Consider the following 17,986-nt stretch of genomic DNA (forward strand, 5'->3'; position numbering starts at 1 on the left):
TATGAGAATGTTCACGTATGAAGTAAGGCTAATTACGGTATCTGAAAAATTTTATGATACGCTAATGGATGGTTCCTTTGTGATCAATGTAGTTATGGTGTTCTTGTTTGTTTTATGACTCAGGATAAACTTATGAAAGATTTTTTCATCAGTTATAACAAGGCCGACACAGATAAAGCGGAATGGATTGCCTGGCAATTGGAGGAAGCAGGCTACACGACAATCATCCAAGCTTGGGATTTCGGCCCCGGTGAAAATTTTGTTCTGGCTATGCAAAAAGCCGCTACCGAGGCTAAGCGAACGATTGCAGTTTTGTCGCCGGATTATTTGCAAGCACAATTTACGGCACCTGAATGGGCTGCCGCATTTGCGCAAGATCCGGCAGGTGAAAAACGGCTTTTGATTCCTGTTCGGGCGCGGGAAGTTGAACTAACCGGACTTCTCAGAACAATTGTGTATATTGACCTAGTCGGAATTGCCGACAAAAATGAGGCACGAAAGCGGCTGTTGGAAAGCATTGGAAATAACCGGAAGAAACCAAAAGCTGAACCCGACTTCGATAATCTGTTTTAGCTGCCGCGATGGAATCAGACATAGACTATTTCATTAGCTATACCACAGTCGATAAAGAACCGGCAGAGTGGATAGCCTGGCAGATTGAGCAGATCGGCCACAAGGTAAAAATAGATGTATGGGATTTCAAGCCGGGACAGTCTTTTCCTATTGAAATGCATAACGCTTTACGCAATGCCAGAAAAGTGATTGCGGTTTTATCCAGAAATTATCTCACCGCCGAATTTGCAAGTTCCGAATGGGCTGCTGCCTTTTCCAGTGGCAAGCTGCTTCCCATTAAAATCGAGTCGATTGACGAATCTGCGTTAGGGCTTTTCAAACCTATTATTCATATCGATTTGACCGGTTTGACATCAAAAGATGAGATTATAGATCGCTTAAAAGCCAAACTTGATGCTAGCGAAGACGGTGTAAGGAACAAACCAGCCGTTGAGCCGCCTCTCCCACGTTTATTTACAGCAGCAATTGAAACGGCTTACCAACAACCTCAAGAAATCCAAAGCAGCAAGATTGAAACGAGTCATCCCGCACCGAAAAAGAAATTCGAAGATGACCTAGAATTTAAAGCTGGATTGGTTGATAAGGATGAGCAAGCCAAGCATATTTTCGATTGGGTAGACGACAAATTTTTTACTGACAAAGAGATTTCTCCCTTGGCTTTTTTGCTTTATGGTACAGATTCGCAATGGCCGTCCGCTTTGCTGTTTATTCTTTATTATGATATCAAAAAGCAACTTAGTATTAGGAATAACGCTTCAGTAGAACCTCTTTCACCTGAACCAGTAAAATTGGATGACAAGGTTTATAGAAGCCACACTCTTCCGGAAGATCATCTGTGGGAATTGCTGGCTAAAAAGTTGGGTTGCCCACCGACAAGTGCAGAGATCGGACGCGTATTATCCAGCAAAAATGTGCCCCATCTCCTGTATAGGAAGCTTACCGACGCGGAATCTCAAAACCAAAGACTGGTTTGCGGCATGCTAGAGGCTTGGGAAAATCTCGAACTTGCTCACAATGCACCTCGCCATATCCTGGTTTTATACTATGAACAAACGGATCAGCCGAAGTTGACCTGGTCTTTTTGGCGAAAAAAGGACGATACATTGATTGATAGAATCAACCAATCCTTACCAGAGCAGAACCGGAAGAAATACTTACTGCCGGAAATCAAGTCCCCCAACAAACGATTAATCCATGAATGGATTGATATTCAATTCTCCAATAGCTCGAGAACGCAGGAAATTAAAATGTTTGTTGAAACTGAAATCATGAATGAGTTCAACAAGCGTAAGAATAGCAAAAATAAAATTATAGAACGCCCCTTGCATCATATTCAGGTGTCGGGTAATGATATTGAGATTCACCATGACGATTTAAAAAACATACTGATCGATGCCTTGAAAAAATATGGCTGATCAGATCATTAACGGAGTTCAAACATGACCACATTCCTTGGCGATCATTTCTACACGGGCACAGGGCAGCAAATAGAAGCGCAAAAATGGCGCCGCCTGCCCAGTTTCGACCCCGATGAACTGACGCATCCGCGCGGCTATCTGGCGCCAACGGGCTTGATATCGGCCGTTAATGTGGCGCTGGAACTGGGTATGCCACTGCTGTTGACCGGTGAGCCGGGTTGTGGCAAGTCACAGCTTGCCTATAGCCTGGCCTGGGAACTGGATTTCCCGCTGAATCCTGGCGATGAGTGGCCGAAGCCTTTGTGTTTTACGGTCAAGTCGGATACCCAAAGCCGTGATCTTTTTTATCAGTACGATACATTGGGACGTTTTCGTGCCGCGCGGGTGGAGCACGACAATGTTGATAATAGCTATCGTTATTTAAGGTTTGAAGCGCTGGGCTTCGCCATCCTGCGCGCATTGGGTGCGGATGCCATTCGTCAACTGGGTCTGGCAGGTTGTCTGGAAGAACTGCCTGCAAAACCGCAGCGCTCCGTGGTGCTGATCGATGAAATCGATAAAGCGCCGCGGGAAATCCCGAATGACATACTCAATGAAATTGACCGCATGAGCTTTGATATTCCCGAGTTATTCCAAACAGGGAAAGCGCGCACGATCGTGTCCTTGCAGAGCGGCAAAGCGGAATCAGCATCATCATTGCGGCCGGTAGTCATTATCACCAGCAATCGTGAGCGCGAGTTGCCGGAAGCCTTTCTGCGCCGCTGTGTGTACTATCATCTGGAATTGCCGCCTTTTCGCAGGCAACAGAGCAATAGAGTCCATGACGCTGAAAGCAATGAGGTCACGATCGAACGTATTGTAGAAAAGCGCTTGAATATTGTCATTCAGCCGGAAACTGATCAGCCGAATCAGCAAAAAAGCTTGTGGGCGGGAGGAATCGCATTGTTTGATTATCTTCGCAACGAGGTGCAATTGCAGAAACAGCCTTCTACTGCGGAATTGCTGAACTGGATGCAACTGCTGTACAAGCGTAGTCAAGGTTCGCAAGCTTACACGCTGCAAAACGCAGCGTGGCGGGAGATATTCTGCTCCAGTGCGCGCGTAACCTTGTTCAAGCACCAGGAAGACCAGGATCGCGCTAAGCAGTTGCTTGACGACTGGCTGGCGCGGCCGCTACTTAAAGGCTAATAGCATCCGTGGACGATATCCACGCTTCCCTGCGACGGCTCGACAGTCTGGCTGCTTTGTTGCATGCCGAAGGTATGTCGTGCGGACCCGATGTATGGCTGTCGGTTTATCGCTTGCTGGATCATCTGAAACGACAAAGCCGCCTACCCAAAGATATTCGTCAGTTAGCGCCGGTGCTGGGGCCGTTGTTTTGCCGCAATCCTGAAGATCAAGCGCGATTCCCGGTGCTATTTGAGCAATGGCTGGCCATGCAAGATGAGCACGCTGCGGTTAAAGGCGATGAGTTTACGCTGGCTGCCGTGAATCAGATGACATCACCCAAGCAGACCACGCTTGCAGCCGTGCGTTCACGGGTGCAAAAAACAGGCAAGGTGTGGCTTGCGGCTATCCTGGCGTTCATCATCACGCTGATTGCTGTGCTGATGGTTTGGGTCATGCAACCTGATCCTACGGCATTCGATCAAGGGCCAAAGCCTCCGAAAGACCCAGAAAAGATAATAGCAAATGATACCGATCAACCCATTCAGGAAGTTTCCACGGTTCCCATCATTGATCAAGTAGTGCCGCGATCCCAGCCAGAGCCACAGAGATTGTCAGACTATTGGAAAATGCTGCTAGCTGGCATCGCGCAGGTATTATTCTGGTTACCCTGGGGATTGGCATTTTTGTGGCTGGCAAAACGTTATCACCAGCATTGGATTCTTAACAGTCAGCCTGCATCGGGTGATGATCTGTTGAGTCAGCTGCGGTTTGAACGGGTACTGACGCCGATTTTTGGCGGCGCCAAGGCCGAACACGCCCTGCGCGATCTACGCGCGGCGCGTTTTGAACTGACGCAGCGTCTGGATGTGGCCGCGACGGTCCAGGCTACCGCCAGGAGTGGCGGTTATTTCCATCCGATCTATCGCAATCGCCGTGTCGCACCCGAGCATTTGCTGCTGGTGCGCAGCCTGCACCGCAACGACCAACAGGCGGCATTGGCGGAAGAACTGGAAAAACGCTTTGTCACACTCGGTCTGCAAGTGCGGACTTACCGTTTTCGTGATGATCCGCGCTGGCTGGTGCGCTGGCATGCCAAGGATGAGAACAACAATGAATATTACCGCTTGCCGCAATTGCTGGCCCGGCATGGCGATGCCCGGTTATTGATCATCAGCGAAACGGATATTCTGTTCCATCCCTACAGCGGGGAAATCCGCTCCTGGCTCAAGGAATTTGCGCCGTGGCAAGATAAAGTCTGGCTGCATCCGCGCGATGCGGGTGTGGCGCATGCCACATTGCTGGCGCAGCGCAATTTCCTGATGCTGCCACTGGCGCGGGACAGCCTGCCGCAACTGGTCGAGCACCTGACCACAGAGCAACCGGCCAAATTTATTCCGCAACCCGCGTATCCTCTGTTGTTGCCCGACATGATCGCGGCGGAGCCCGATGCCTGGCTGAGGGAGAAACCACCGTATGGCGCTGATCTCTCCCAACTGGTACGGCAGTTGGAATTTTTCCTGGGGAGCTATGGCCTGCGTTTGCTGCGGGCGGTGGCGGTGTATCCTAAACCGCACTGGGCGTTGACGCAGGCGCTGGATTATTTGTTGTTTGGTCACCTCAACACCGCCAATGTTACGGCGGACCCGCCACAGCGGCGCGAGCAGCGGCTGGCGCGCATCAGCCGTTTACCGTGGCTGACACACGTGCATTTACCGGACTGGCTGCGCGAATATTTGTTGCTGGGCATGGAACGCGAAGAAAGGCAGCGCATCACAGCAGTCTGGCAGCGCCTGTTCGGTCAATTGACTGATAAAAGTGGTTTGGGCACGTTAAATCTGGAAGTTCGCACGCCATCCAAGCGCCAGCTCAGGATACGCCTGGCCGAGTTGCGCGCGATGAAAAACGCGGATAGCTTTAACGACCCGATTTTTGCCAATATCCTGCTCGGCGGCAAGCTGGGGTTGCTCGATTTCAGACTGCCGCAGGCCATGGCCAGGCTATTGCCGCGCGCCAGTCAATCGCTGATCTTGCGCCCGGCATTGATCGTGATATTGTGTGCGGCTATTGGCGGCTGGGGATTGCATGCCATGTGGAATAGCTATGGCCAACAAGCGCTGACGCAATTTCAGCACTATCTCAAAACACAAGAATATGCCCAATGGCAGGTAAATCTGCATTACCAACAGGGTACTCAAGCACTGGCCGAAGCACTGCGCAACGCATTGCAGAGCGCCAAATTCCCGGTCACCCTGCAAGCAGACACCATCGAGCCTGCTGCAGCGATCAATACGATTCAGTATGCCGCCGGCGGCAAATCCGCGGCTGAACGGGCTGCGCACAGTCTGGCCTGGCTGACGTATGATGCCGACGTCAAATTGAGCGTATCAGCTACCTTACCCGCCGATGCCATCCAGGTGCAACTGAGTCAAACTTATCAGCATGCGGCTGGATTTAATGATGAACTGCGCTTTCTTTACCAAGCTGAGTCTTCTCAGGCGAAACTTCCGTTCGAGCCGGAGATGGTGCGCATTCCACCCGGAAAATTCCTGATGGGATCGCCTGAAAATGAATCTGGGCGATATTCTGACGAAGGCCCGCAACACGAAGTCACCATCGCGTACGCCTTTGAAATCAGTAAATATGAAGTCACGTTCGACGAATACGATGCGTTTGCCAAGGATGCCAAGCGGCAATTGCCAAGCGATGAAGGTTGGGGGCGCGGCAAACGACCGGTGATCAATGTTTCATGGAAAGATGCGCGAGATTATGTGCAATGGTTATCTAAACAAACCGGTAAAAAATACCGCCTGCCGACTGAGGCCGAATGGGAATATGCCGCCCGCGCAAGAACGCAAACGGCATACTGGTGGGGACCGGACATCGGTAAAAATAATGCAAACTGTCGTGGTTGCGGTAGTGAATGGGATGGTAAACAGACTGCGCCGGCAGATTCATTTAACCCCAATACATTCGGACTTCATAACACGGCAGGTAATGTGTGGGAATGGATTGAGGACTGCTCGCATGATAATTATCAAGGTGCGCCAGCGGATGGCTCGGCGTGGAAGGAAGCCAATGGCGGGGATTGTGGTCGCCGGGTGGTTCGGGGCGGTTCGTGGTTCGGCGATCCTCAGCTCCTGCGGTCGGCTGGCCGTGGCGGGGCGGCACCGGTGTTGCCGGCAGCGACCTGGGTTTTCGTATCGCCAGGGCTTTTTGATGTTTTGTTCTTTGTGCTTTGGCTTTTGACCCTTTGCGGGGTGCAGGGGCGAAGCCCCTGCGGGTTTTGGTTTTGTAGTCATTTTGCGTTTTTGTATCACTGCTTAGTGCGCTGTGCTTAGCACGCCCTATTTTTTAGGAGACTATATGAAACAATCCAATCAAACCATGCCAAAAGCGGTGGAAGATTGCCATGAGTTATTGGCCTGGATCATCCCGAAATTGGATCAATTTCCGCGCAACCGGCGTTATACCTTGGGTGAGCGCATCGAAAACGGCTTATTGCTGGTGCTGGAGAATTTGATTCAGGCGGCCTATCAAAAATCGCAAACGACTTACTTGCAAACGGCCAATTTGCAGTTGGACGTGGTTCGTCATTTATGGCGCTTGAGCCATACGCTGCAATCGATTACGCACCAGAGTTATGGACAAGGCGCCGAGCGCTTGACGGAACTTGGGCGGCAGATTGGCGGCTGGCGTAAGCAAAAAGAAAGCAATACACCTGCGAGCGCAGCATGATTCCATTGGAAAATGTTTGGCCTTCAATACTTGACTGGAAAAACCTGCTGCTGGCTTACCGAAAAGCACGGCGCGGCAAGCGCAATCAGGCGGAAATCCAGCAATTTGGGTTTGATCTGGAATACGAACTGAGCAGCATTCGCCAGGAATTATTGCAAAAAACCTATCAACCGGGCGGTTTCCGGCAATTCCAGGTGTGTGACCGAAAAATCCGCTTGATTTCGGCGGCGCCTTTCCGCGACCGAGTGGTGCAGCATGCGCTGATGAATCAGGTCGAGCCGGTATTGGACCGGGAATTTATTCCTGACAGCTACGCCAGCCGCAAGTTGAAAGGGGTGCATGTAGCGGTGCGGCAATATCGCGTTTGGGCGAATCGCTATGGGTATGCGCTTAAAATTGATATAAGCCGCTATTTTGACAGCATGGATCATCAAATCCTGAAACAAAAATTGGTGCGCATGATCGCTGATCCGGATGTGCTGTGGTTATTTAATACGATTATCGATTCCAGCCCGTGGCCTGCTAGTCCATACGTTGTCAAATACCCCGATGACGATCTGATGGATTTGGCGCACCGTGCAATTGGACTGCCACTGGGTAATCTGACCAGCCAGTTTTTAGGCAATGTGTATTTGAACGATTTGGATTATTTCATTAAGGAAATCTTGCAGGTGCCAGCTTATTTGCGTTATGTCGACGATATGATTTTATTGGCGGATGATAAAGCCACATTGTGGAATTGGTGCGAACAGATCGAGTGTTTTTTGGCCAAGGAACGGATTGGCATCCACCCGAGCAAGAAAATGCTGGTACCGGTCGCAACCGGGTTGGATGTGCTGGGGTACCGGGTTTTTCCGGATAAAACGCGATTGAGTCGCGGCAGTGGCTATCAATTTCGCCGTAAACTAAAACACTTGGCAAAAGCTTACCATGCGAATCGCATGACCTTGAATGACATTAAACCGCATGTCGCCGGCTGGTTGGGGCATGCCCGGCAAGCCGATAGCCGTGGCTTGTGCAAAGCCATTCTGGCGCAGGTATACTTCAGTAAGGGGGATACCGCTAAACGATCGCCGGGTGGTTCGGGGCGGTTCGTGGAACAACAATCCACAGAACCTGCGGTCGGCTAACCGTAACAGGAACAACACCGATGAAGCCAACAACAACCTGGGTTTTCGTATCGCCAGTACGCCCGCAATTGTGCCTGAGCCGGGTCATTCAAGGATTATCCGGGTGTGCCGCGGGTGCCCATACGCGGCGTCTCCCGGTTGCGCAATCATGCCAACCAAAGAGTGTGCTGTATTCGGCAGGCGGCGGCTTGTTATCAGGCTGCCGCTTTTTATTGCTGGTGCTGGGTTTGATGGTTTGTCCGGGGATTTTGGCTGAGGATCAACCATTAGGCGATCAATCCATCGTTAAGCCACGAGGCGAGCGATCAGACGAGGAAAAAGCAAGGACAAAACAATTAGCGCAAGCCTGTTATTTCGACAATGCGAAACTTGCGCCTGCGATGGTGGCGATTCGTCCAGATCAATTCTTGATGGGATCATCGGAAAACGAAAAAGATCGCCAGCCGAATGAAGGCCCGCAGCATTGGGTCACAATCCCCAAACCGTTTGCGATCAGCCGCTGTGAAATTACCGTGGGGCAATTCAAACAATTTGTTCAAGAAACCAATCATCGCACTACCGTTGAAGAAAACCGTAAAGGTTGTTATGTGTGGAATGCTGAGAAAAAACAAGCGGAACAATTACCAGATCATAACTGGAAAAATCCCGGATTTACGCAAGACGATCACCATCCGGTGGTGTGTGTTTCCTGGGATGATGCGCAAGCGTATGTGAAATGGTTGTCACAACGTACCGGTGCGCAGTATCGTCTGCCAACGGAAGCGGAATGGGAATACGTGGCGCGAGCGGGAACGCAAACGGCACGTTTTTATCAAGACGATAAGCAATGCGATTACGCCAATGGATTGGGACAGGAAACAAAATCGATTGCCGGTTCTGATTGGGTTTTGGCGGATTGTTCGGATTCTTATGTGTATACCGCACCGGTTGCTAGCTTTGCAGAAAATCATTTCGGTTTATTCGATTTATTAGGCAATGCCGGGGAATGGACTGAGGATTGCTGGCATGACAATTATCGGCCTGAATCAAAACCTAACGATGGCTCAGCTTGGGGAAAAGCCGATGGCGGGGATTGTAATAGCCGGGTGGTTCGGGGCGGTTCGTGGTTCGGCGATCCGCAGGGCCTGCGGTCGGCTCTCCGTTTCAGGATCATCACCGATGAGGCCGGCGTCGTCCTGGGTTTTCGTATCGCCAGGGCTTTTTGATGTTTTGTTCTTTGTGCTCTGGTTTTTGACCCTTTGCGGGGTGCAGGGGCGCAGCCCCTGCGGGTTTTGTTTTGTGGGTTTTTGGGGAGTAGGGTGGATAAGCGTAGCGCCATCCACCATTTTGCGGCCTCAGCCAGAGCTCCCGCTATTTACCTTCCTTTTATCCTTGAAAGGTGGACCAAGTTTGATAGCTGGATGTGATGGGATAAAACCACGCGGTGCCGAAATCGCAATGCGTGATGCGAATTCCTGGCGGTGCTTGCCGACGTTTATATTCATTCTGATGAATCAATTGAATGATTCTGTTGACATCTGCGGCGTTGTAATTCAACGCGATAATTTCAGCCGGTGAGAAATCCTTTTCGACATACGCTTCGATAATTGCGTCCAGAACTTCGTAGGGCGGCAAGGTATCCTGGTCCGTCTGATTGTGCCGCAGTTCGGCGGAAGGCGGGCGATGGATGATGCGCTCGGGAATGATCCGGCTGATTTGATTGCGGTATTCACACAGCTGATACACCATGGTTTTACTGACATCTTTCAGTACCGCAAAGCCGCCTGCCATATCGCCATATAACGTGCAATAACCCACCGCCACTTCGGATTTGTTGCCGGTAGTCAGTACAATCGAGCCCGAGTGATTGGAAAGCGCCATTAATAATGTGCCGCGTATACGCGCTTGTAAATTCTCCGGCATGGTGTTTGTTCCCATGGGATCCGGAAGAATTTGGAAATCATGCTCAATTTTTGATAAAAATTGAGCAAACAAGGGTTGGATGCTGCATTCGTAATGTTTGACCCCTAATAATTCAGCCATTGCATTGGCGTCTTCCAGGCTGATATCGGCGGTATATTGCGACGGCAACATGACGGTTTTAACCTTGTCCGCTCCGAGTGCATCGACGGCAATTGCCAGCGTTAATGCCGAGTCAACACCACCGGAAAGTCCCAGCAGCGCGCCGGGGAAGCCGTTTTTATCGATATAGTCTTTAACGCCCAAACATAATGCCTGATAGACGCTGGCAACCGGAGCTTGCGGTGCGGCCAGTTTGCCTTTGGTGGGTTGCTTGTCGTGAATGTCGACTAATTCAGTGGTTTCAACAAATTCATCCAGTTGGTGCGTGAGCTCTCCATGCCGATTCATTGCAAAAGAAGCGCCATCAAAAACCAATTCATCCTGCCCACCCACCAGATTAGTGTGGATAACGGAGATGCCGGTGCGCTTGATAAATTGGTGCGTGGCTTGATAACGAGAGACCTGCTTATTGATATGATATGCCGAAGCGTTCAGCACTAATAGAATGTCCGGATTGGAGTAATTCTCTGCAGTGCACAAATGACCTAGCCAGAAATCAGTGCAGATATGAATGCCAAATTGAACGCCGGCCAGTTCAAATACGCAGGGTTCAGAACCGCTGTCGAAATAGTAGGTTTCATTAAAGAAGGGCGATTTGCTGAGGACTCTTTTGTGGTAAGCATGGATGACTTCACCGTTGCGAATCACGGATGCGGTATTATAAAGTTTGCCATCCTGAAAACTTGGATGACCCACGATCAGTGTGATGCCGTCAATCGCTTTTACCAGCGCTGCCAGCGCAGCATCGCACGATTGGCAGAAAGTTTCGCGCAGTAATAAATCAACCGGGGGATATCCGGAGAGCGCCAGTTCCGGGGTTATGAGCAACTGGGCGCCGGCCTGTTTCGCTTGCTCGACAGCGTCCAGTATCTTTGCAGCGTTCCCTGCAATATTACCCACGGTGCAATTAATCTGAGCAATCGCAATGCGCATGATGTGTCGAACGTATGGGTAGTGTTTTCAGCTAAAAAGGAAGTTGCACACCCGGTTTGGCCTGCAGGATGTTGTGGCGGAAATCTTCCTGAATGCGCTTTAAGGCCGATTCATTATCAGCTTCGAAGCGTAATACGATGACCGGTGTAGTATTCGATGCGCGCGCCAAGCCAAATCCGTCGCTGTACTCAACGCGTAAGCCATCGATGGTGACGACTTGCTGCGCATTGTTAAAAACCGCATTTTGTTGTAATTGTGCAATCAGCGTGTGATTTTCGCCTTCAGCCGTGCGCACCTGTAATTCCGGGGTGTTGAGACTGTCGGGAAGATTATTGAGCGTGGCATTGATATCCGCTTCGCGGCTTAGCAGTTCCAATAGCCGCGCACCGGCATATAAGCCGTCATCAAAGCCATACCAGCGTTCCTTGAAAAACAAGTGTCCGCTCATTTCGCCGGCTAACAAGGCTTTCTCCTCGATGAGCTTGGCTTTGATGAAAGAGTGACCGGTCTTCCACATGATCGGTGTGCCGCCATGCTGACTGATCCACGGTGCCAGATTACGCGTGCATTTCACGTCAAAGATAACTTTGCCGCCGGGGTTGCGCGACAGCACATCAGCTGCAAACAGCATCAGTTGACGGTCAGCGTTAATAATGTTGCCGCCTTTGGTCACAATGCCGAGCCGATCGCCATCGCCATCAAAAGCGAGTCCAATTTCTGCATCGGTTGTTTGCAGCGCTTGAATGACATCGTGCAAATTATCCGGTACCGATGGATCGGGGTGGTGGTTGGGAAAAGTACCATCCACATCGCAGAATAACTCGGTCACTTCACAGCCCAAACTACGATAAAGCGCCGGTGCAAAGGCACCAGCCACGCCATTGCCGCAATCAACTACGATTTTGATCGGGCGGGTGAGTTTAATGTCACCGGTGATGCGCTCCAGATAAGCGCTGACAATATTATGTTCGGAATAATTGCCCGCGCCGTCGGCGAGATCGTTATTTTCTATGCGCAAACGCAGTGCCTGAATAGTCTCCGCCGCCAAGGTCTGTCCACCCAACACAATTTTGAAGCCGTTGTATTCAGGTGGGTTATGACTGCCGGTGACCATCACGCCGGAGTACTGACATAGTTCATGTGCCGCATAATAGAGCATGGGTGTCGCTACCATGCCGACATCCACCACATCAATTCCGCTTTTGCGGATACCGCGCGCCAACGCCTGGGACAGTTCGGTTCCCGACAATCTGCCGTCACGGCCGATGGCTATGGATGTCAGTTTTCGGGCGCGTGCCTCGGAGCCAATGGCATGCCCGATTTTTTCAACATTTTCAGCAGTAACCGTTTTACCAACAATGCCACGAATATCATAAGCCTTAAAGATTTCATGAGGGATTGCATGCATAATTTAATCGCTATAAAGTAGGGAATCGTTGATAAAAAATAAAGAATAATCGAGTTTGTCGCTGCAATACGCATTTTCCAGGGATCTCAATGATGCCCTGCGACAGCGCCGCCTTTGAGGGTGTAATGTGTACCACAATAAGGACATAACGCTTCACCGGTTGCTTCTATCGGAAGAAAAACCCGCGGATGCAAATTCCACAGCAGCATGGATGGCATGGGACAGTGCAATGGCAAGTCATCAGTTGTTACTTCGATTTCACGTGCTTTGTTATCTGCTTGTTGATTCATAAAAACTAACTCCAATATAACGTATTAAACCAATGTAAGCCAATTCGCATGATTTTTCGCCCGACCTTTCACACAATCAAAGAACATGGTTTGAATTTGCGTGGTAATCGGTCCGCGTTTACCGGGTCCTATGATGCGATTATCCAGTTCGCGGATCGGCGTTACTTCAGCGGCGGTGCCGGTGAAGAATGCCTCGTCGGCACAATAAATTTCATCGCGAGTAATGCGTTTCTCGATGACTGGAATGCTGATTTCTGCCGCCAATTCAATCACCGAGGCGCGGGTAATTCCTTCCAAGCATGAGGTTAAATCCGGTGTGAAGATTTTTCCTTGCTTAACAATAAAAATATTTTCTCCCGATCCTTCCGCCACATAACCTTCCACATCCAGCAACAACGCTTCGTCATATCCATTCAATGCAACTTCTTGATTGGCCAGAATGGAATTGGCGTAAGTGGTGACCGATTTGGCGCGGCACATATTGATATTGACATGATGGCGGGTGAACGATGAAGTTTTGACGCGAATGCCGTTCTCAAGGGCCTCAGGGCCCAGATAAGTGCCCCATGGCCAAGCGGCGATGGCAACATGTGTGGACAGCGTTTTGGCGGAGAGTCCCATGGCTTCGGCGCCATAGAAAGCAATAGGGCGGATGTAGCCGGATGATAATTTGTTTTGCTTGACGACATCACACTGCGCCTGCATCAAGGTGGCCTTGTCGTAAGGCATTTTCATCATGAAAATATGCGCCGAGTTAAATAGGCGATCGGTATGTTCTTGCAAACGAAATATTGCGGGCCCTTGCGCGGTTTCATAAGCACGCAGCCCTTCAAAAACACCCAAACCATAGTGCAGGGTATGTGTTAACACATGTGTATTGGCATCCCGCCAGGGAACCATCTTCCCGTCATACCAGATTACACCATCACGGTCAGCCATTGACATTCAGGAACTCCCGATAAAAATTCTAAAAACATCTATTCTAACTTATTTTTAAGGCGACGTTGAAACACGGCAGCATAATCATCATCAGTTTGTTGCACAGCCAGCTACAAAAGAATCGCTTTCAATGCTTTCTGATGCGGTTGATCGGTCACGGGTCACGGCTTGTGTAGCCAACAAGATTAATATGGACGTCAGGCTCAACGGTTGAATATCGTTCCCGATACTTGTCGGACTGCCGTTCGGTAATTTACAGAATAGCATTGAGGATTTGTAGTTTGGAATGACTGACATTGCCGCACTGGCGCGGCATGCCGTGTTTGCTCTGTTGATATTGGCTGGTAGTGAATTTACATCGACATATTCGATCAAATAGTGTTAACAGGCCGTCGTTTGTCTAATTTATGCTCATGGCGCGCAAGCTTGTACAAAGCAAATTTCACGTTAAAAATATACTAAACTTGCTGTACCACTTAACACGATGCGCTTATAAGAATCTAGTTGACCATAGTTCGGGCTGCTAGGGGTAACGCCCTTATGCCTAGTGATAATACCTTCTGTCTTGATATTTGCTGCCATCGTCGAATCGAGATTAATTCGCGGAATGAGGATCGTAAAAATAGTCGATCCTGAATTAACAGTTGTTCGGGTTGTTATGCTAACCAAAGTGCCAATTTCCGTTCCAATCGTTCTGATCTCGTCGCCTCTGAAAGACCTTGTCTTAATTCCGTCATCATAATTAAGTTGGGGTTTTCCATCAAAACTTGTTGTCGAGTAGGTTATGCGCAGATTGTCACCCTGCAAAATGAATAGATTTGGCGATTGGGGCGTAAGGGAAATGGCTAAAGCCAACGATGTGGTCGCCAGAAAAAGCGCAGTGATTAGGATCAAACTTTTGAATGTGGAATTAGCCATAATGCTTCTCCTTCGTTGTGATAAAAGTAAATGAGCGACTTATACACTTTATTTTTCAATAGACTATTGAGAGCTCTGTTAAAAAATATAGTTAAGAGTTATCAATGACTCCAAGAAAGATCACAGTTTAATCACATTAAAAAAAACGCAAGGATTGAATATCAATAAGAAAGAGCCTCAATTCGTGCTTCGGAAGATAATCGCAATAGTAGACTAAGAATGATCGAGATCCCGTTCAAAAAATCGGGCCTGGCTTAGTTCAAGGGCGGCTCCCCTAATCTATGCAATCTGGGAGGAAAAGTTTATCCCGCCCAGAAAATTACAGCCAACAACAAGCGTCCTGATTAATTTGATGATTCAACAGCCTGTTAAGGAACTATTGTTACAGGATTATCGCAATACTGAGCCCCCAAGACATGGTGGAAAATCATTGGATGCCCCGTTCTCTTCAAACCATTCTTCCATAGTCATTGTGCGCAGAACGAGGGCATGGATAGAATGAGTAAGCTCATCAGCCAGAATATTGTTGACCATTCGATGACGAGCTAAAAGCATTTTTCCATTAAATTCCTCAGAAACGATAGTCACTCTGAAATGAGATTCTGACCCCTTCGGTACATTGTGCATGTGACTTTCATTAGTTACTTCCAGGAACTGTGGTCGCAGTGATTGAAGCTTGGTTTCGATAGAATTTTTTATATGCATAATAAGATCACCTTAATATCGTCTCATTGCTTCTTTTGAAAGGCCCCATGAGCCTGCTAGCATATCCGATTCCGATTCGTCTGTCCTAATGCGATCTCAATCTTAGTTGTGCTAATTGACAATTATTTAGCTATAGAGTAGACAGAAGGTAACGATTTTTTTCGTTACGGTCTCTTTGATCGCATTCAAAGAATGTAAATAGATCAACGGACTTTAATCAGTACATATTTGGCTCCAGCCAAAGGAGGTTTTATGAAAACGCAATTTTGGATTACAACGATATTGATCACTTTTTTGATAGCATTCGGTCAGGCGAATGCGAGTGAAAAAGAAGTCAGCAAACATCAAGTGCCCAAAGTGATACTCGAAGCTTTTGAAAAAGCTTATCCCAATGCCCAAGAGGTAGAATTCGAGAAGGGAATGATTGAAGGAAAGGCCGTGTATGAAGTGGAATATAAGGAAAATGGCAGAGAATACGAAATTCTGTATGACTCCGACGGAGCGATTCTTCAGAAGGAAGAAGCTATTGATGTCAAGGCACTGCCTGAACCGATAATTCAGGCCATTTCCAAGGCATACCCGAAAGCGACTATTGAGGACGCAGAAAAGGTGATGAACCCTGATGGGACGGTTACAGGTTACGAGGTGGAAATCAAGACAGCAGGAAAGAAACTCGAACTTGAATTGGATACCTATGGAAAAATCTTGAAAACCGAACAGGATTAAGACGCATACATTGATTGTGTAATTTCTGTGTAATCGCGTATAGAAAATTATAGGATATTCTTAGAATGATAATTCTCTGAATCTCTACGGGTTTAATTCCCCGCTGCTTGCTGCGGGGTGTTTTATTGGGTTTCTTTTTGCAATATTGTATTTCTAGCAACTGATAATGTATCCGGGTAATCCTTGCTGTAGTGTAATCCCCGGCTTTCATGACGTAACATTGCGCTGCGCACGATTAAGTCAGCGCTATCAACAAGATTACGCAATTCTAATAAGTCGCTGGTAACCCGAAAGTTTGTATAGTATTCATTGATTTCTTCGCGTAAGAGTTCAATTCTACGTTGCGCACGCTGTAACCGTTTTGTTGTGCGTACAATGCCGACATAACTCCACATGAAACGACGTAATTCATCCCAATTGTGCGCAATGACAATTTCTTCATCGGCATCGGTAACACGGCTTTCGTCCCAATCAGGTAGCTTGGGTAATGGGTTAACGGGCCGGTTGGCAATATCGCTCCCTGCAGCTTGGGCCAGCACCAAACATTCCAATAAGGAATTGCTTGCTAATCGATTGGCACCATGCAATCCGGTATGTGCGGTTTCTCCGATGGCATAGAGATTATCCAAGTCAGTTTTGCCATTCTTGTTGGTAACAACACCACCGCAAGTGTAATGTGCGGCCGGTACGACGGGAATCGATTCTTTCGTAATATCAATGCCTAATTCTAAGCATCGAGCGTGTATGGTGGGAAAGTGCTGTTTTAGAAAACTGGCTGGTTTATGCGATATGTCCAGATAAACACAATCCAATCCTCTTTTTTTCATTTCAAAATCGATGGCGCGAGCGACGATGTCACGGGGTGCGAGTTCGGCGCGTTGATCATGCCACGGCATGAAGCGCTCGCCATTGGGAAGTTTTAATAATCCACCTTCACCACGAACAGCTTCACTGATTAAGAATGATTTTGCGTGAGGATGATAAAGGCAGGTTGGATGGAATTGAATAAATTCCATGTTGGCGATACGGCAACCCGCTCGCCAGCCCATCGCAATACCATCACCCGTGGCGGTGTCCGGATTGGTGGTGTAGAGATACACCTTGCTGGCGCCGCCCGTTGCCAACACGGTATTTTGTGCTGTAAATGTATATACGCTGCCTTTCCGCTTATCGAGTATATAGGCGCCAAAGCATCGTTTATGCTGTGAATTTTCGTGGTTAGGTAATTTATCACTGGTGATCAGATCGATAGCGATGTGATGTTCCAATACACAGATATTCGAGTGAGCTCTGATTTTTTCGGTGAGCGCTTGTTGAACAGCTTTACCCGTTGCATCACCGCTATGAATAATCCGTCGCATGCTATGACCACCTTCTTTAGTGAGGTGATATCCCGTTTCACTGGCTTTATCGCTGGTAAAAACAACACCTTGATTGATCAGCCAGTGTATTGCCTCGGATGCATTCTCGGCAATATATTGAGTAACTTCCTCATCACATAAACCGGCCCCAGCTATCAATGTATCTTGAACATGCTTAGATGGTGAATCATCAGTTGATAACGCTGCTGCAATACCACCTTGTGCCCATGAGCTGGCACCTGAATCAGCCGTTTGTTTGGTTACTATGCAGATTTTTTTGTGTTGCGCTAAGTGAAGTGCAAGCGCGAATCCAGCTAACCCACTACCGATAATAAGCGTATCAAAATAATTGTTGGACATTAAACTGAATTCAACTCTCAATAATGGAAGCATTGCGTATTCGTCCAATAATAGCAGACTCAATACGCTTCATGTCTTTATTCGCAGATTTACAAGGTAAAACTGTATTAGAGAATGGGGTGTGAACTAATTAGCTTGGTTAATTGTCTCTACGATGAGCGATAGCGCGATATTTTAATTATCTGGTTTCCGAGATTTGTTTGAATGGATATACTTATTCTGTTGTGTAATTATGCTACATTTAGCAGGACAAGAATAA

General features: G+C 48.4%; 16 protein-coding genes. 9 read left to right on the forward strand and 7 right to left on the reverse strand.

The features are described 5' to 3' along the window. Positions 1-132: 132 nt before the first annotated feature. The 8 genes from Q0K92_RS00725 to Q0K92_RS00755 all read left to right on the forward strand — a co-directional run bounded on the left by Q0K92_RS00725 (position 133) and on the right by Q0K92_RS00755 (position 9,231). Entirely contained in the window at positions 133-573 is a 441-nt protein-coding gene (locus Q0K92_RS00725; RefSeq protein WP_297323882.1) for a toll/interleukin-1 receptor domain-containing protein, read from the forward strand. An 8-nt stretch (positions 574-581) separates the two neighbouring features. Continuing rightward, the gene (locus tag Q0K92_RS00730) at positions 582-1,988 is read left to right on the forward strand and encodes a toll/interleukin-1 receptor domain-containing protein (protein ID WP_297323883.1); all 1,407 of its coding nucleotides are present in this window, start codon (positions 582-584) and stop codon (positions 1,986-1,988) included. A gap of 24 nt (positions 1,989-2,012) precedes the next feature. After that, positions 2,013-3,179: a MoxR family ATPase gene (locus Q0K92_RS00735; protein ID WP_297323884.1), complete on the forward strand. Its 1,167-nt coding sequence runs from the start codon at positions 2,013-2,015 to the stop codon at positions 3,177-3,179. Positions 3,180-3,187: 8 nt separating this feature from the next. Beyond that, positions 3,188-6,499 carry a formylglycine-generating enzyme family protein gene (locus Q0K92_RS00740; RefSeq protein WP_297323885.1) on the forward strand — a complete coding sequence of 1,104 codons (3,312 nt, stop codon included), beginning with the start codon at positions 3,188-3,190 and terminating at the stop codon, positions 6,497-6,499. A 25-nt stretch (positions 6,500-6,524) separates the two neighbouring features. Next, the gene (gene avd / locus Q0K92_RS00745; protein ID WP_297323886.1) at positions 6,525-6,896 is read left to right on the forward strand and encodes a diversity-generating retroelement protein Avd; all 372 of its coding nucleotides are present in this window, start codon (positions 6,525-6,527) and stop codon (positions 6,894-6,896) included. Further along, positions 6,893-8,026 carry an RNA-directed DNA polymerase gene (locus tag Q0K92_RS00750; protein WP_297323887.1) on the forward strand — a complete coding sequence of 378 codons (1,134 nt, stop codon included), beginning with the start codon at positions 6,893-6,895 and terminating at the stop codon, positions 8,024-8,026. Before avd ends, Q0K92_RS00750 begins: the two co-directional genes overlap by 4 nt. After that, complete coding sequence (locus tag Q0K92_RS13000; protein WP_366083851.1) at positions 7,974-8,282, forward strand: hypothetical protein; 309 nt, start codon at positions 7,974-7,976, stop codon at positions 8,280-8,282. Before Q0K92_RS00750 ends, Q0K92_RS13000 begins: the two co-directional genes overlap by 53 nt. Before the next feature lie 124 nt (positions 8,283-8,406). Next, complete coding sequence (locus tag Q0K92_RS00755; protein ID WP_366083857.1) at positions 8,407-9,231, forward strand: formylglycine-generating enzyme family protein; 825 nt, start codon at positions 8,407-8,409, stop codon at positions 9,229-9,231. A 160-nt stretch (positions 9,232-9,391) separates the two neighbouring features. On the opposite strand, the gene Q0K92_RS00760 is transcribed toward Q0K92_RS00755, so the two are convergent. The 6 genes from Q0K92_RS00760 to Q0K92_RS00785 all read right to left on the reverse strand — a co-directional run bounded on the left by Q0K92_RS00760 (position 9,392) and on the right by Q0K92_RS00785 (position 15,280). Further along, positions 9,392-11,020, reverse strand: coding sequence for an NAD+ synthase (locus tag Q0K92_RS00760; protein WP_297323889.1), 1,629 nt, complete (start codon positions 11,018-11,020; stop codon positions 9,392-9,394). A gap of 31 nt (positions 11,021-11,051) precedes the next feature. Beyond that, positions 11,052-12,428: a phosphomannomutase/phosphoglucomutase gene (locus Q0K92_RS00765; RefSeq protein WP_297323890.1), complete on the reverse strand. Its 1,377-nt coding sequence runs from the start codon at positions 12,426-12,428 to the stop codon at positions 11,052-11,054. 86 nt (positions 12,429-12,514) lie between these two features. After that, a complete protein-coding gene (locus Q0K92_RS00770; RefSeq protein ID WP_297323891.1) occupies positions 12,515-12,718 on the reverse strand; it encodes a zinc-finger domain-containing protein in 204 nt (67 codons plus the stop codon). Between the two features lie 24 nt (positions 12,719-12,742). Then, complete coding sequence (locus Q0K92_RS00775) at positions 12,743-13,663, reverse strand: branched-chain amino acid transaminase (protein WP_297323892.1); 921 nt, start codon at positions 13,661-13,663, stop codon at positions 12,743-12,745. A 441-nt stretch (positions 13,664-14,104) separates the two neighbouring features. Next, positions 14,105-14,575 (reverse strand): hypothetical protein, encoded by a 471-nt coding sequence (locus tag Q0K92_RS00780; protein ID WP_297323893.1) that lies wholly within the window; start codon positions 14,573-14,575, stop codon positions 14,105-14,107. Between the two features lie 390 nt (positions 14,576-14,965). Then, entirely contained in the window at positions 14,966-15,280 is a 315-nt protein-coding gene (locus Q0K92_RS00785; RefSeq protein WP_297323894.1) for a BolA/IbaG family iron-sulfur metabolism protein, read from the reverse strand. A gap of 252 nt (positions 15,281-15,532) precedes the next feature. Between Q0K92_RS00785 and Q0K92_RS00790 the strand changes: the two genes are divergently transcribed. Continuing rightward, a complete protein-coding gene (locus tag Q0K92_RS00790; protein ID WP_297323895.1) occupies positions 15,533-16,006 on the forward strand; it encodes a PepSY domain-containing protein in 474 nt (157 codons plus the stop codon). Between the two features lie 122 nt (positions 16,007-16,128). Here the strand turns inward: Q0K92_RS00790 and nadB are convergent, their stop codons facing one another. Continuing rightward, complete coding sequence (gene nadB, locus Q0K92_RS00795; protein ID WP_297323896.1) at positions 16,129-17,727, reverse strand: L-aspartate oxidase; 1,599 nt, start codon at positions 17,725-17,727, stop codon at positions 16,129-16,131. Between the last annotated feature and the right edge of the window lie 259 nt (positions 17,728-17,986).

The organism is Nitrosomonas sp. (genome assembly GCF_024282095.1).
Taxonomy (GTDB): Bacteria; Pseudomonadota; Gammaproteobacteria; order Burkholderiales; family Nitrosomonadaceae; genus Nitrosomonas.